Annotated in this window: 13 protein-coding genes and 2 pseudogenes; 3 read left to right on the plus strand and 12 right to left on the minus strand. The window is 69.6% G+C overall.

Annotated elements, in window-relative coordinates:
- From FE633_RS44840 to FE633_RS44870, 7 genes are all read right to left on the minus strand, one after another.
- Positions 1-1,598: NADH-quinone oxidoreductase subunit G (locus tag FE633_RS44840; RefSeq protein WP_138050921.1), on the minus strand; the 1,598-nt coding region annotated here is incomplete at its 3' end.
- The gene (gene nuoF, locus FE633_RS44845; protein WP_171060389.1) at positions 1,595-2,947 is read right to left on the minus strand and encodes an NADH-quinone oxidoreductase subunit NuoF; all 1,353 of its coding nucleotides are present in this window, start codon (positions 2,945-2,947) and stop codon (positions 1,595-1,597) included. The genes nuoF and FE633_RS44840, both read right to left, overlap by 4 nt.
- Entirely contained in the window at positions 2,944-3,792 is an 849-nt protein-coding gene (gene nuoE, locus FE633_RS44850) for an NADH-quinone oxidoreductase subunit NuoE (RefSeq protein ID WP_138050923.1), read from the minus strand. Before nuoE ends, nuoF begins: the two co-directional genes overlap by 4 nt.
- Entirely contained in the window at positions 3,789-5,111 is a 1,323-nt protein-coding gene (locus FE633_RS44855) for an NADH-quinone oxidoreductase subunit D (protein ID WP_138050924.1), read from the minus strand. Before FE633_RS44855 ends, nuoE begins: the two co-directional genes overlap by 4 nt.
- The gene (locus FE633_RS44860; RefSeq protein WP_138050925.1) at positions 5,108-5,857 is read right to left on the minus strand and encodes an NADH-quinone oxidoreductase subunit C; all 750 of its coding nucleotides are present in this window, start codon (positions 5,855-5,857) and stop codon (positions 5,108-5,110) included. Before FE633_RS44860 ends, FE633_RS44855 begins: the two co-directional genes overlap by 4 nt.
- Complete coding sequence (locus FE633_RS44865) at positions 5,854-6,408, minus strand: NuoB/complex I 20 kDa subunit family protein (protein WP_119098653.1); 555 nt, start codon at positions 6,406-6,408, stop codon at positions 5,854-5,856. Before FE633_RS44865 ends, FE633_RS44860 begins: the two co-directional genes overlap by 4 nt.
- A 32-nt stretch (positions 6,409-6,440) precedes the next feature.
- On the minus strand, positions 6,441-6,800 hold the full coding sequence (locus tag FE633_RS44870) for an NADH-quinone oxidoreductase subunit A (protein WP_007383963.1): 360 nt from the start codon (positions 6,798-6,800) through the stop codon (positions 6,441-6,443).
- 848 nt (positions 6,801-7,648) lie between these two features.
- Between FE633_RS44870 and FE633_RS44875 the strand changes: the two genes are divergently transcribed.
- Positions 7,649-8,479 (plus strand): C40 family peptidase, encoded by an 831-nt coding sequence (locus FE633_RS44875; RefSeq protein ID WP_138050926.1) that lies wholly within the window; start codon positions 7,649-7,651, stop codon positions 8,477-8,479.
- 88 nt (positions 8,480-8,567) lie between these two features.
- Here the strand turns inward: FE633_RS44875 and FE633_RS44880 are convergent, their stop codons facing one another.
- Positions 8,568-9,866: a geranylgeranyl reductase family protein gene (locus tag FE633_RS44880; protein ID WP_119098651.1), complete on the minus strand. Its 1,299-nt coding sequence runs from the start codon at positions 9,864-9,866 to the stop codon at positions 8,568-8,570.
- A gap of 98 nt (positions 9,867-9,964) precedes the next feature.
- Here FE633_RS44880 and FE633_RS44885 point away from each other — a divergent pair, with 98 nt between their 5' ends.
- Complete coding sequence (locus FE633_RS44885) at positions 9,965-10,471, plus strand: GNAT family N-acetyltransferase (RefSeq protein WP_138050927.1); 507 nt, start codon at positions 9,965-9,967, stop codon at positions 10,469-10,471.
- Between the two features lie 67 nt (positions 10,472-10,538).
- Positions 10,539-10,910, plus strand: coding sequence for a PASTA domain-containing protein (locus tag FE633_RS44890; protein ID WP_138050928.1), 372 nt, complete (start codon positions 10,539-10,541; stop codon positions 10,908-10,910).
- Here the strand turns inward: FE633_RS44890 and FE633_RS49055 are convergent.
- The 4 genes and pseudogenes from FE633_RS49055 to FE633_RS49060 form a co-directional block, all read right to left on the minus strand.
- Positions 10,874-13,159 (minus strand): cell division protein PerM, encoded by a 2,286-nt coding sequence (locus tag FE633_RS49055; protein WP_246114130.1) that lies wholly within the window; start codon positions 13,157-13,159, stop codon positions 10,874-10,876. The two genes, FE633_RS44890 and FE633_RS49055, sit on opposite strands and share 37 nt — an antisense overlap.
- 270 nt (positions 13,160-13,429) lie before the next feature.
- Positions 13,430-13,498: pseudogene (locus tag FE633_RS49640) on the minus strand (zinc-ribbon domain-containing protein); the annotation flags it as partial.
- Between the two features lie 111 nt (positions 13,499-13,609).
- The gene (locus FE633_RS44900) at positions 13,610-14,305 is read right to left on the minus strand and encodes a demethylmenaquinone methyltransferase (RefSeq protein ID WP_138050929.1); all 696 of its coding nucleotides are present in this window, start codon (positions 14,303-14,305) and stop codon (positions 13,610-13,612) included.
- A 145-nt stretch (positions 14,306-14,450) separates the two neighbouring features.
- A pseudogene (locus tag FE633_RS49060) lies at positions 14,451-14,708 on the minus strand (acyltransferase family protein); the annotation flags it as partial.

Here is a 14,708-nt window from a genome sequence, read left to right on the forward strand (position 1 = left end):
AGCGCGCCCGCCTCGATGGCGCCGCGCTCCCCCGCCCGGCGCGGGATCCACACCAGGTGGGCGCCCGTCGCGGTCGCGGCCCGTGCGACGGCGGTGAGCCCGCCGGCGACGGCGGCCAGCCGCTCACCGACGACGATCACGGCGCCTTCGGCGCGCAGCGCCTCGGATGCCGTCGCGCCCTGGCCGTCCAGACCGACCCCGGACGCGAGCGCGTCCAGCCACTCGGTCTCGGTGCCCGGCGCGGCGGGCAGCAGCGTGCCGCCCGCCTTCTCCAGGCCGCGGGTCGCGTGCGTGGCGAGCGAGAACGTCTTCTGGCCGTGCCCGCGCCAGGCCTTGCGCAGCCGCAGGAAGACGCCGGGCGCCTCCTCCTCGGACTCGATGCCGACGAGCAGGACGGCGGGCGCCTTCTCCAGGGAGGTGTACGTGATGCCCGTACCGTCGAGGTCCCGTCCGCGTCCGGCGACCCGGGCGGCCAGGAAGTCGGCCTCCTCGCTGCTGTGCACGCGCGCGCGGAAGTCGATGTCGTTCGTGTCGAGGGCCACCCGCGCGAACTTGCTGTAGGCGTAGGCGTCTTCGACGGTGAGCCGGCCGCCGGTCAGGACGCCGGTCCTGGAGCGGGCCGCCGTGAGCCCCTCGGCTGCCGCCGCGAGGGCTTCGGGCCACGAGGCGGGCTCCAGCTCACCGGATGCGCCCCGTACGAGAGGGGTCGTCAGCCGGTCCCGCTGCTGCGCGTACCGGAAGCCGAACCGCCCCTTGTCGCACATCCACTCCTCGTTGACCTCGGGGTCGTTCGCCGCGAGCCGCCGCATGACCTTGCCGCGCCGGTGGTCGGTACGGGTCGCGCAGCCGCCGGAGCAGTGTTCGCACACCGAAGGCGAGGAGACGAGGTCGAAGGGACGCGAGCGGAAGCGGTACGCCGCCGACGTCAGCGCGCCGACCGGGCAGATCTGGATGGTGTTCCCGGAGAAGTACGACTCGAAGGGGTCACCCTCACCGGTGCCGACCTGCTGGAGCGCGCCCCGCTCGAGCAGCTCGATCATCGGGTCGCCCGCGACCTGGTTGCTGAACCGGGTGCACCGGGCGCACAGCACGCACCGCTCCCGGTCGAGCAGTACCTGGGCGGAGATCGGAACCGGCTTCTCGAACGTGCGCTTCTTGCCCTCGAAGCGGGACTCGGCGTGGCCGTGCGACATGGCCTGGTTCTGCAGGGGGCACTCGCCGCCCTTGTCGCAGACCGGGCAGTCCAGCGGGTGGTTGATGAGCAGTAGCTCCATCACACCCTTCTGGGCCTTCTCGGCAGCGGGCGAGGTGAGGTGGGTCTTCACCACCATCCCGTCCGTACAGGTGATCGTGCAGGAGGCCATGGGCTTGCGCTGGCCCTCGACCTCGACGATGCACTGGCGGCAGGCGCCGGCCGGGGCGAGGAGGGGGTGGTCGCAGAACCGGGGGATCTCGATGCCGAGTTGCTCGGCGGCGCGGATGACCAGGGTGCCCTTGGGCACGCTGATCTCGATGCCGTCGATCGTCAGCGTGACGAGGTCCTCCGGCGGAACTGCCGCCTCTCCCCCTCCGGAGGGAGCGCTGGTGGTCACAGTCATGCGTTCACCTCCGTGCGGTCGGCCCAGGCCGTGGACTTGGCCGGGTCGAAGGGGCAGCCCCGGCCCGTGATGTGGTCCTCGTACTCCTCACGGAAGTACTTGAGCGAGGAGAAGATCGGCGAGGCGGCGCCGTCGCCGAGGGCGCAGAAGGACTTGCCGTTGATGTTGTCGGCGATGTCGTTCAGCTTGTCGAGGTCGGACATGAGGCCCTTGCCGGCCTCGATGTCGCGCAGCAACTGCACGAGCCAGTACGTTCCTTCGCGGCAGGGCGTGCACTTGCCGCAGGATTCGTGGGCGTAGAACTCGGTCCACCGTGTGACCGCCCGGACGACACAGGTCGTCTCGTCGAAGCACTGCAGCGCCTTGGTGCCGAGCATGGAGCCCGCGGCGCCGACGCCCTCGTAGTCCAGCGGGACATCGAGGTGCTCGTCGGTGAACATCGGGGTCGAGGAGCCGCCCGGAGTCCAGAACTTGAGCCGGTGCCCGGGCCGCATTCCGCCGCTCATGTCGAGGAGCTGGCGCAGTGTGATGCCGAGCGGGGCCTCGTACTGGCCGGGACTGGCGACGTGGCCGCTGAGCGAGTAGAGCGTGAAGCCCGGGGACTTCTCGCTGCCCATCGACCTGAACCATTCCTTGCCCTTGTGCAGAATCGCGGGAACCGACGCGATCGACTCCACGTTGTTCACCACAGTGGGGCACGCGTAAAGGCCCGCGACGGCAGGGAAGGGGGGACGGAGTCGCGGCTGGCCACGGCGGCCCTCGAGCGAGTCGAGCAGCGCGGTCTCCTCACCGCAGATGTACGCGCCCGCGCCCGCGTGCACGGTGATCTGGAGGTCGAGTCCGCTGCCGAGGATGTTCTCGCCGAGGTAGCCGGCGGCGTACGCCTCCCGGACCGCCTCGTGCAGCCGCCTCAGTACGGGGACCACTTCACCGCGCAGATAGATGAAGGCATGCGACGACCGGATCGCGTAGCAGGCGATCACGATGCCCTCGATGAGGCTGTGCGGGTTCGCGAAGAGGAGCGGGATGTCCTTGCAGGTGCCCGGCTCCGACTCGTCGGCGTTGACCACCAGATAGTGCGGCTTGCCGTCGCCCTGCGGGATGAACTGCCACTTCATGCCCGTGGGGAATCCCGCGCCGCCGCGTCCGCGCAGACCGGAGTCCTTCACATACGCGATGAGGTCGTCCGGCGACATGGCGAGGGCCTTGCGCAGGCCCTCGTACCCGTCGTGCCGCCGGTAGACGTCAAGCGTCCAGGACTTGTCCTCGTCCCAGAAGGCGGACAGGACCGGAGCCAGCAGCTTCTCGGGGCTGGTCTCGTTGTTGATCTCGGCTGCCAAGGTCATCACTCCCCCTCCTCGGTGACCGGGCCCGCCGGGTGGGAGGGGTCGGAGGCCGAAGTCTGCTGCGGCGCGTCGTGCGAGCTGAGGTGCTCGGCGGGCTGCTGATCCTGCGGACCGCCCGAACCCCGCGGGTGCACCACGCGCGCGGGACCTGTCTCTCCCTTGGCCAGCCGGAGGCCGGTCAGTGAGGCCGGGCCCGCGCTGCCGCCCGCCTCCACGGCTCCGGCGCGCTCGTCGGGGAAGCCGGCCAGGACCCGCGCGGTCTCCTTGAACGTGCACAGGGGGGCGCCGCGTGTCGGTGCGACCTGGGCTCCCTCGCGCAGGTCGTCCACGAGGCGCTTCGCGGATTCCACGGTCTGGTTGTCGAAGAACTCCCAGTTGACCATCACGACCGGTGCGAAGTCGCAGGCCGCGTTGCACTCGATGTGCTCCAGGGTGACCTTGCCGTCGCCGGTGGTCTCGCCGTTGCCGACACCGAGGTGGTCCTGGAGGGCCTCGAAGATCGCGTCACCGCCCATGACCGCGCACAGCGTGTTGGTGCAGACGCCCACCTGGTAGTCACCGGACGGCTTGCGCCGGTACATGGTGTAGAAGGTGGCGACCGCGGTGACCTCGGCCGTGGTCAGGTCCAGCATCTCTGCACAGAACCGCATGCCGGTGCGCGTGACATGGCCCTCCTCCGACTGCACGAGGTGCAGCAGCGGAAGGAGGGCGGACCGGGAGTCCGGGTAGCGGGCGATGACCTCGCGCGCGTCCGTCTCGAGCCGGGCTCGAACGTCGTCCGGGTAGTCGGGCGCGGGCAGTTGGGGCATGCCCAGGCCGACGCCCTGCCCGGAAGGAGTGGTGGTCACCGGTCGACGCCTCCCATCACGGGGTCGATGGACGCGACGGCGACGATGACGTCGGCGACCTGGCCGCCCTCGCACATCGCCGCCATGGCCTGCAGATTGGTGAAGGACGGGTCCCGGAAGTGGACCCGGTAGGGGCGGGTGCCGCCGTCGGACACGGCGTGCGCCGCGAGCTCGCCCTTGGGCGACTCGACGGCGGCGTACGCCTGGCCGGGCGGGACCCGGAAGCCCTCGGTCACCAGCTTGAAGTGGTGGATCAGGGCCTCCATGGAGGTGCCCATGATCTTCTTGATGTGGTCGAGCGAATTGCCGAGCCCGTCCGGGCCCAGGGCGAGCTGCGCCGGCCAGGCGATCTTCTTGTCGGCGACCATGACCGGCCCGGGCTCCAGCCGGTCCAGGCACTGCTCGACGATCCGCAGCGACTGGCGCATCTCCTCCAGGCGGATCAGGAAGCGCCCGTACGCGTCGCAACTGTCGGCGGTCGGGACGTCGAAGTCGTACGTCTCGTAGCCGCAGTACGGCTGCGCCTTGCGCAGGTCGTGGGGCAGGCCGGCCGAGCGGAGGATCGGGCCGGTGGCGCCGAGGGACATGCAGCCGGCCAGGTCGAGGTAGCCGATGTCCTGCATGCGGGCCTTGAAGACGGGGTTCCCGGTGGCGAGCTTGTCGTACTCGGGAAGGTTCTTCTGCATCTTCTTCACGAACTCGCGGATCTGGTCCACCGCGCCCGGAGGCAGGTCCTGGGCGAGGCCGCCGGGCCTGATGTACGCGTGGTTCATGCGCAGGCCGGTGATCAGCTCGTAGATGTCGAGAACGAGTTCACGATCACGGAAGCCGTAGATCATGATCGTGGTGGCGCCGAGTTCCATGCCTCCGGTGGCGATGCACACGAGGTGCGAGGAGAGACGGTTCAGCTCCATCAGGAGCACGCGGATGATGGTGGCCCGGTCGGGGATCTGGTCCTCGATGCCGAGGAGCTTCTCGACGGCGAGGCAGTACGCGGTCTCGTTGAAGAACGACGTGAGGTAGTCCATGCGCGTCACGAAGGTCGTGCCCTGTGTCCACGTACGGAACTCGAGGTTCTTCTCGATGCCGGTGTGCAGATAGCCGATGCCGCAGCGGGCCTCGGTGACCGTCTCTCCCTCGATCTCCAGGATCAGCCGGAGCACACCGTGCGTGGACGGGTGCTGCGGGCCCATGTTGACGACGATGCGTTCGTCGTCGGCCCGGGCCGCGGTCTCGACGACCTCGTCCCAGTCGCCACCGGTGACCGTGTAGACGGTGCCTTCGGTGGTCTCACGTGCGGATGCTGACTGCGTGCTCACGAGTACGACCTCCGCTGGTCCGGAGCCGGGATCTGGGCGCCCTTGTACTCGACGGGGATGCCGCCGAGGGGGTAGTCCTTGCGCTGCGGAAAGCCCTGCCAGTCGTCCGGCATCATGATCCGCGTCAGGGCCGGGTGACCGTCGAAGACGATGCCGAAGAAGTCGTACGTCTCGCGCTCGTGCCAGTCGTTCGTCGGATAGACGGAGACCAGGGACGGGATGTGCGGCTCGCGGTCCGGGGCGCTGACTTCCAGGCGGATCAGCCGGTTGTGGGTGATCGAGCGCAGGTGGTAGACGGCGTGCAGCTCGCGGCCCTTGTCGCCGGGGTAGTGGACGCCACTCACCCCCGTGCACAGCTCGAAGCGGAGCGCCGGGTCGTCGCGCAGGATCTGCGCGACCGGGAGCAGGTACTCACGCTCGATGTGGAAGGTGATCTCGTCGCGGTCGACGACCGTCCTGTCGATCACGTTCTCGGGGACGAGGCCCTGTTCCTCCAGGGCGCCCTCCAGCTCGTCGGCCACCTCGTCGAACCAGCCGCCGTACGGACGCGTGGCGGGTCCGGGCAGCCGGATGGAGCGGACCAGGCCGCCGTAGCCGGAGGTGTCGCCGCCGTTGTTGGCGCCGAACATGCCGCGCTGGACGCGGATCTCCTCGCCCTGGTCGCCTCGCCGCCCGGGGAGGTTGGAGGCGCTCAGGTCCTTCTCGGGGTTGGCCCCGTTCGTGACTTTGTCGTGTCCGTCGCTCACCGCAGCAGGCCCTTCATCTCGATGGTGGGGAGCGCCTTGAGCGCCGCCTCCTCCGCCTCGCGGGCCGCCTCCTCGGCGTTCACGCCGAGCTTCGAGGTCAGGATCTTCTGGTGGAGCTTGAGAATGGCGTCCATCAGCATTTCGGGCCGCGGCGGACAGCCGGGCAAATAGATATCGACAGGGACGATGTGGTCGACGCCCTGCACGATGGCGTAGTTGTTGAACATCCCGCCCGACGATGCGCAGACCCCCATGGAGATCACCCACTTGGGGTTCGGCATCTGGTCGTAGACCTGCCTCAGGACCGGCGCCATCTTCTGACTGACACGACCGGCGACGATCATCAGGTCGGCCTGGCGCGGCGATCCGCGGAAGACCTCCATGCCGAAGCGCGCCAGGTCGTAGCGGCCCGCGCCGGTCGTCATCATTTCGATGGCGCAGCAGGCGAGGCCGAAGGTGGCGGGAAATACGGACGATTTACGCACCCACCCCGCGGCCTGCTCGACGGTGGTCAGCAGGAAACCGCTCGGCAGCTTTTCTTCGAGTCCCATGCTCAGTGGCTCCTCTGTCCCCTATCCGGGGTTCAGTCCCATTCCAGGCCGCCGCGCCGCCATACGTACGCGTACGCGACGAAGACGGTGAGCACGAAGAGCAGCATCTCCACGAGCCCGAATACCCCAAGGGCGTCGAAGGTGACGGCCCAGGGATAGAGGAAGACGATCTCGATGTCGAAGACGATGAAGAGCATCGCCGTCAGGTAGTACTTGATGGGGAACCGCCCACCGCCGGCCGGCGTGGGCGTCGGCTCGATCCCGCACTCGTAGGCCTCGAGCTTGGCCCGGTTGTACCGCTTTGGACCGATAAGCGTGGCCATGACCACGGAGAAGATCGCAAAGCCTGCCCCGAGGGCTCCCAGTACGAGGATGGGCGCATACGCGTTCACCGCTCCTCGCTCCCTTCAGTCGGCACTGACTGCTGGCGGTTGCGCCGGGCCCCGCCTGCCCCGCGAAGCTCACGCGCTCCGTCGGTCTCACGAAGCTCACAAGCCCCGTGCGGCTCCACGAAGATCGCTAACATGTGAAGCAGGTCACAAGCCCAACTGCCACGCATCTTATGCCCGCCGGTCTGTGATCTGCGACACGGGGTACGACAACGACTTTGTGATCTCCACCACCTGGCAAAGGATCATGAAGTCAGATGAGCGGTGATCTTCGCACAGGAAGCGTCCAAGTGATCACCAGAGGTGACATTTTCGCTCGTCGTCGCTGGTCCAGGGCGTGGAGCATTATCAAGAGGCGGCGGCGCCAAGCAAATTGGTGCTGGACGCAGGTGCTTGATAGAGGAACTCGTTCACACCTCGGGGGGAGTTGAGGCCTCGGGTGTGGACAGAAGGGACCGCGTGCATCCGTTCACGAGCGCGAGTGAATGGCCGCGCACCACCAAGCCGCATCAGACCGGGACATAGGGGGCGAAGGCGCGAGCGCGCCACCCGCTCGGCCACCGTTTCGACGCACATCCGACCCGCATCCGACTCACGCGCGTGACGTGGCCGTTATGGAGACCGTTCCGTGACCTGCGTCACATTCACAGGTGGGCAGATAAACGGGGCTTGGCCAACCGCTTCAACAAGTGGTAAGCGGCGGGCAATTCGGACCTATTGCGAAAACACCTTGACCACAGGCCTGATGAGCCGTGTCCGCAATGCCCGTTACGGCGTCAATAAGGAACGACACGCCCGGGTTTTCGGCGGTCGATTGAACAACTGTGGCGCACCCCACGTTTCTTGAAGATATGGAGGAGCCCCTGATACCGGTTGGACTCATGTCCCACACCGCTCACAAACCCAGCCACCGGAAGCCCCGGCGCAGCAGCAGCTCCACGCTCGCGATGCGCGCCGGAGTTGCCGGTGGCGTCCTCAGCACCCTGGCAGTGGCCGGTGCGTCCAGCTCGGCGAACGCCGCCTCCGAGCCGGTAACACAGACCATCGAGCTGCCCACGCTCACGGCTGACCTCTCCTCGCAGGTCGCCGAGTCCGCAGCCGCGACCCAGCAGGCCGCGGCCGACTACGAGCTGCTGGCCGAGCGCGACGCGGCAGCCGCCAAGGCCGCCAAGGAGGCCAAGGCCGACCTCGCCGAGGCGAAGAAGGCAGCGGCCAAGAAGAAGGCCGAGGCCGAGCGCAAGGCCGCCGCCGAGCGCGCCGCCTCTCGCTCCACCGAGCGCACCACCCTCACCGCCTCCGCGAGCAGCGACGTCCCCGCCCCTGCGAGCGGCAACGTCGGCACCGTGATCAGCTTCCTCAGGGCGCAGGTCGGCGACGCGTACGTCATGGGCGCCACCGGCCCCAACGCCTGGGACTGCTCCAGCCTGGTCCAGGCCGCGTTCAAGCAGGTGGGCGTGGATCTGCCCCGCGTCTCCCAGGACCAGTCGACGGCCGGCACCCCGATCCCGCTGTCCGACATCCAGGTCGGCGACATCCTGTACTGGGGTGGCGCGGGCTCGGCGTACCACACGGGTGTCTACATCGGGAACGGCCAGTACCTGGACGCCGCGAACCCCTCCAAGGGTGTCGTCATCCAGGATCTGTCGGGCTACCCGGCGAGCGGCGCTGTACGCGTGCTCTGACCTCCGGTCGCACTTCCTGAAGGGCCGCCTCCCCAACAGCGGGGAGGCGGCCCTCAGGCGTGCGCTCAGGGGCGCTCTCGGGGGCTCCTTACGCCTTCGGGGCCACCTTGCTCAGCCCGTTGATGATGCGGTCCATCGCGTCGCCACCCGTGGGGTCGGTGAGGTTCGCGAGCATCTTCAGCGTGAACTTCATCAGCAGCGGATGGGTGAGTCCGCGCTGGGTGGCGATCTTCATGACCTGCGGGTTGCCGATGAGCTTCACGAAGGCGCGGCCGAGCGTGTAGTAGCCGCCGTAGGTGTCCTTGAGGACCTTCGGGTAACGCCGGAGGGCGAGTTCGCGCTGGGCGGGGGTCGCGCGGGCATGGGCCTGGACGATGACGTCCGCGGCGATCTGGCCGGACTCCATGGCGTACGCGATGCCCTCGCCGTTGAAGGGGTTCACCATGCCGCCCGCGTCGCCGACGAGCAGCAGGCCCTTCGTGTAGTGGGGCTGGCGGTTGAAGGCCATGGGGAGGGCGGCACCGCGGATCGGGATCGTCATGTTCTCCGGGGTGTAGCCCCAGTCCTCGGGCATCGAGGCGCACCAGGCCTTGAGGACCTCACGCCAGTCCAGCTCCTTGAAGGAGGCGGAGGTGTTCAGCACGCCCAGGCCCACATTGCTCGTACCGTCACCCATGCCGAAGATCCAGCCGTAGCCGGGCAGCAGCCGGTCCTCACCCGGACCGCGCCGGTCCCACAGCTCCAGCCAGGACTCCAGGTAGTCGTCCTCGTGGCGCGGGGACGTGAAGTACGTACGCACCGCGACGCCCATCGGCCGGTCCTCCCGGCGGTGCAGGCCCATGGCCAGGGACAGCCGGGTCGAGTTGCCGTCGGCAGCGACCACCAGCGGGGCGTGGAAGGTGACGTCGCGCTTCTCCCCGGTGTCACCGAGCTTCGCGCGCACGCCCGTGATGCGGCCCGTACGGTCGTCGACGATCGGCGCGCCCACATTGCAGCGCTCGTACAGCCGCGCGCCCGCCTTCTGCGCCTGGTGTGCCAGCTGCTCGTCGAAGTCGTCCCGCTTCCGTACGAGTCCGTAGTCGGGATAGGAGGCGAGATCCGGCCAGTCCAGCTGGAGGCGGACACCGCCGCCGATGATGCGCAGGCCCTTGTTCCGCAGCCAGCCCGCCTCCTCCGAGATGTCGATGCCCATCGACACGAGCTGTTTCGTCGCGCGGGGCGTCAGCCCGTCGCCGCAGACCTTCTCGCGCGGGAACGCGGTCTTCTCCAGCAGCAGGACGTCCAGTCCCGCCTTCGCCAGGTAGTACGCGGTGGTCGAACCGGCTGGCCCGGCGCCGACGACGATCACATCGGCGGTGTTTTCTGAGAGGGGCTGGGGTTCGGTCACGGCGGGGTCTCCCCAAGACTCGAAATCAACGTGCCGACGGGCACTGGACATGGGCAGTCTATTCAGCGGTACTGATCAACCTGCTGAAGGGCTGCCCCATGAACCGACCTCTCCCCGTGGTTCGGCTGCGTGTCCCCACCGACGAGGACGCCTTCGCCTGGCACCGGGTCTTCGACGACCCGGACGTGATGGAGTTCCACGGCGGGAAGTCGGCCGAGCTGTCCGTCTACGAGGAGATGACCGCGCGCCAGCGCCGGCACGACGCCGAACTCGGCTTCTGCTTCTGGACGATGCTCGACGAGGCAGGCGAGGTCATCGGCTTCACGGGCGCCCAGCCGTGGCCGCACGCCTGGGGCCCCGAGGGCGAGATCGAGATCGGCTGGCGGCTCGGGCGGGCGCACTGGGGCAAGGGCTACGTGACGGCGGCCGCGCGCACCACGCTCGACCGGGTGCGCGAGACAGGCGTAAGAAGCGTTGTGGCGATGGTCAACTCCCGCAACGAAAGATCCATCGCGGTGACCAGAAGGCTGGGCATGACGCTCGCCGAGAGGTTCACCTCGCCGCGATCGTCCGCGACGGGGCACTGTTACCGGCTCGACCTCTGACGCGGGCGACGGCTTCCCCGGCGTACCGGCAGGGCTTACCCTGCCGGTACCGCTGGGGGTGACGTCTGTGCGCCTAACACCCAAGACGCCCGATGTGCGCGTGCCGAGGCTGGTCGGTCTGATGGCCGTGGACGCGCGCGAGACAGCAGAGACGCGCGGGATCCTGCTCGCCGCGCCCGACCGTCCAGACTTCCATCTGACCGTCGTCGACTACGTCGTACGCCAGTACCCGCTGCCCGGCACGGAAGTGCCCCACGGGGCGGTCGTCACCGTGTGGTTCGACCTCGGCGAGGGAGAGGGCGGTGGGGGCGCGGGGGTGCGCGAGCCCCGGCTGCCGCTTCCGCCGTCGGGCGGCCTGTACCGCGAACTCGACGAACCGCGCGACCCGTTCGAGACAGGTCCTCAGGTGAGCTGCCAGGTGTCCAGAGCGACCTGGTAGGTGCCGGCCAGACCGCTCTCCCACAGGTCGTCGTGGCCGACGATCATGATGGCGTACTCGGTGCCGTTCGCGGCGACGTAGCCCTGGTCCTTGGCGTGGACGGTCCGCCCGGCCCCGTCGGTGTAGGTGTACTCCCAGACCGCGCCGTCGCGCTCCTGGAAGGTGTTCCGTTCCAGCTTGATCCGCCGGTAGTTGTCGTTCTTCCGCTCGGCGGTCTTCTCCAGGGTCAGGAAGTTGTCGTACGAGGTGTAGCCGGCGCCCTCTATGACGCCGACCTGGATGTGCTCCAGGCCGGTCGAGCCCGCGTACGTCACCTGGGTCCCGTTCTCCACGCCCTCGCGCGCCCAGACCTCCGGGACGGCGAAGGAGAAGCCCAGCGGGTCGGTCAACCGGTGGTATCCGGTGGGGACCTGGGCTGCGGGGGCGGGCGAGTCGGGCGTGGTCGGGGACTCGGGCGTGGACTCCGGCGTGGGCTCGGCGGATGCGGTCGGCGCGCCCGAGGGGGTGACCGGTGGGGTGACCGCCTCTTTCTGCTTCGCGGAGGCGGTGGCGGTGGCGGTCGGCTTCGTCCGGGCCTTGTCCGAGGTGTCGCCGCCGTTCCGGTCCTGCCAGACGAAGACTCCGGCGGCCGCGCCTCCCCCGACGACAACGGCCACCGCGAGGGTGACGCCCCAGATGAGGGCGCGGCTGTTGGGTTTCGGTCCGGGGACAGGGCCGGGGACTGTGCCAGGGCCAGGGGTGGCGGGGTGCGGTCGGCCGAGATGCACGGTGTGGGGGTCGTAGGCCGGCGCCGGCGTCGGCGTCGGTGTCGGCGGGGTCGCGGGTTGCAGTGGCTGCGGCGGCATCGGAGCCTGCGGTTCCGCCTGGGGCCGCGGAGGCAGCGAATCCTGCTGTTCGGCCTGAGACTGCGGCTGCGGCTGCGGCTGCGGCTGCGGCGGAGTCTGTGGCTGCGCCGGAGTCTGCGGCTGCGGGGTGGCCGGAGCCTCCGCGTGACCGGCGGGAGCGCTCGGCATCGGCGGGATCGGTGGCGCGATGAGCCCCGTACGCACCCCGGACATCTGCATCGCGTACGGCGCGACGAAGGCGGCGGCGAAGATCCACAGAAGCCCGAACAGCAGCGCGTCGGGCACACTCGGCCCCACCGAGAAGGTGCCCGCGCCACTCGCGCCGAAGTCCGAGGAGCCGCCGGAGCCCTCCGCGCCGATCCCGCCGACACCGGCGAGGAGCAGGAACAGAGAGAAGAACACGCCCGCCGCCAGCATCTGCTCCCTGCGGTCGGCGGAGCGGCGCGCGGCCATGATGCCCACGGTGAGCGCGCAGACCAGCCCGAGCGCGATCGCGCCGACGACTGCCCAAGCGCCGGCCGCGTCGCCGAGTTCGGCGAACCCGAACGACTCGTGCTCGTAGCCGCCGCCGTACGTCGAGCTCCCGCCGACCTCCGCCTCCACGGGCGCGCCCCAGGCCAGGGCGGCTGCCGTGACGGCGAGGTTCGGCAGGAGGAGCAGCGCGAGCAGCAGTGCCGGGACTCCGGCGTCGTCGAGGTCCAGCGCGTCGTCGAGGCCGTCGATCTGCGCGAGGACGACGAACGCCACGAGGGAGCACAGGGCCAGCACGACCGCGAGGGCGCGTACGGCCGTGCCGGTCGCGCGGAACAGGGCCCGCGCGACCGGGCGTACGGCCAGCCACTCGGCCAGGTCGTCGCGGTGCAGCACCCCGACGCCCACCGCGAGGCTCAGCAGCAGCGCGCCGAGCGCCGCGAGCACCGGCGACGACGAGACCTCGACGGTTCCGGCGACCGTCGGCTGCGCGAACAGTCCGAGCACCAGCACGGCCGCGGTCACCAGCAGCGCGACGCGGACGGCGGCCTCGAGCCCGGCTGTCGCGCCCTGGGGGTTCGTGCCCTGGGGGGTCGTGCCCTGGGGGGTCGCGTTCAACGCGGTCGTGTCCCGCGCGGCGCGGGCGGCGAGACGGTTGCGCAGGATGCGTACGCCGATGAGGAGCGCGGCGATCCACAGGCCCGTGACGGTCAACGGCACCACCGACAACGCGCCGACAGCGTCGAGCTCCTCCCCCGGACTACCACCCGACCCGAACATCGGGTCCCCGGCCCCCGCCACCTCGAAGCCGCCGCCCAGCGCCTGGAGCAACAACGCGAGCGCGATCCGCAACCGGTCCGTGAACCCGATGACGACGTCACCGGGCTCCTGCCCGTACGAGGGAAGGGCCAGCCCCAGGGCAGCGACAACCAAGAACCCGACCGGCCATACCGCGGCCTGCGAGGCTGCGCCCCAGTCCCCACGGAAGACCCGTCCGAGAAAGGCCCCGAGGGGCGAGGGGGCACCGGGAGCGTAGGCGGGCGCCGGCGGAACAGCCGGAGCCGGCGTAGTCATCGCAGCCGGCGGCGTGTCCGACGGAGTCGCCGGCGGAATCGTCGGCAGGCTCGGCGGAGTTGTCGGCTGACTCGACGGAGTTGTCGACGGAGTTGTCGGCTGACTCGACGGAGCCGGGGCGTGTTCGTGGCCGCAGTGCATACAGAAGCGGGCCTCGTCGGGCGTGGGAGCTCCGCAGTGCGGGCAGTGCGACGTCATCGGGACGCTCCGTCGTGGTGAGAACTCGTGCCGTGATCAGACGTAATCAACGGACACGGGTTACCCATTGACCGGTTCCCGTCAACGCACCCCTCGTTCGGGTGAATTTGGTCAGCTCTGCTTGAAGCCCCGGTGCAGCGTCACGATCCCGCCCGTGAGGTTCCGCCAGGCGACCTTCGACCAGCCCGCCTTGCGCAGGCGCTCGGCCAGCGCGGGCTGGTCGGGCCAGGCGCGGATGGACTCGGCGAGGTAGACGTACGCGTCGGGGTTGGACGAGACGGCGCGCGCGACCGGCGGGAGCGCGCGCATCAGGTACTCCGTGTAGACGGTCCGGAAGGGCGCCCAGGTCGGGTGCGAGAACTCGCAGATCACGACGCGGCCGCCCGGCTTGGTCACCCGGTACAGCTCACTCAGCGCGGCGTCCGTGTCCTGCACGTTCCGCAGGCCGAAGGAGATCGTCACCGCGTCGAAGGTGTCGTCCTTGAAGGGGAGCTTCGTCGCGTCGCCCGCCGTCAGCGGCAGCCAGGGGTGGCGCTTCTTGCCGACCTGGAGCATCCCGAGAGAGAAGTCGCACGGCACGACGTACGCTCCCGTCCGCGCGAAGGGGAGCGAGGACGTCGCCGTGCCGGCCGCCAGGTCCAGGACCTTCTGCGCGGGCCGCGCGTCGACCGCCTTCGCGACCTCCTTGCGCCACAGCCGGGCCTGACCGAGTGACAGCACGTCATTCGTCACGTCGTACCGTTCCGCCACGTCGTCGAACATCGAGGCGACTTCGTGCGGCTGCTTGTCCAGGGAGGCGCGGGTCACGGTCCTATTGTGGCAGGCAGGAGAGGGCAGAGCCGAGGCGCCCGGCCTGCGCGGCCCGGATCGCCGCGCGGACCGTTGCCCGGACCGCAGCCCGGACCGCCGTCCCGCGCCCCTTCAGCGCCCCGTTCGCCGGCCTCACGCACACCTACGGCAGCAGCCTCGGCCTCACCGTCACGATCCGGTCGAGCCGCTTGCGGCGGGTCAGCCACGCGAAGTCGATCGAGAAGTGCTCCTTCGCGTACATCAGCAGCGTCACGAACCCGGCGGAGAAGAAGGCCTGCGCGAGCGGGATGTCGTCGAGATCGTACGAACCGGTCTCGGCCTGGTGCGTGAACGCGTACCACGCCCCGTACGCCAACGCGGCGAGCGAGCCGACGGCCACCGGCCCCGGCTTCAGCCTCCG

This window comes from Streptomyces montanus (assembly GCF_005786655.1).
Taxonomy (GTDB): Bacteria; Actinomycetota; Actinomycetes; order Streptomycetales; family Streptomycetaceae; genus Streptomyces; species Streptomyces sporangiiformans.

Excerpts from the sequence above, each read along its gene's own strand:
- FE633_RS44865 (WP_119098653.1), bottom strand. The coding sequence starts at position 6,408 with ATGGGACTCGAAGAAAAGCTGCCGAGCGGTTTCCTGCTGACCACCGTC.
- FE633_RS44875 (WP_138050926.1), top strand. The coding sequence starts at position 7,649 with ATGGAGGAGCCCCTGATACCGGTTGGACTCATGTCCCACACCGCTCAC.
- FE633_RS44885 (WP_138050927.1), top strand. The coding sequence starts at position 9,965 with ATGAACCGACCTCTCCCCGTGGTTCGGCTGCGTGTCCCCACCGACGAG.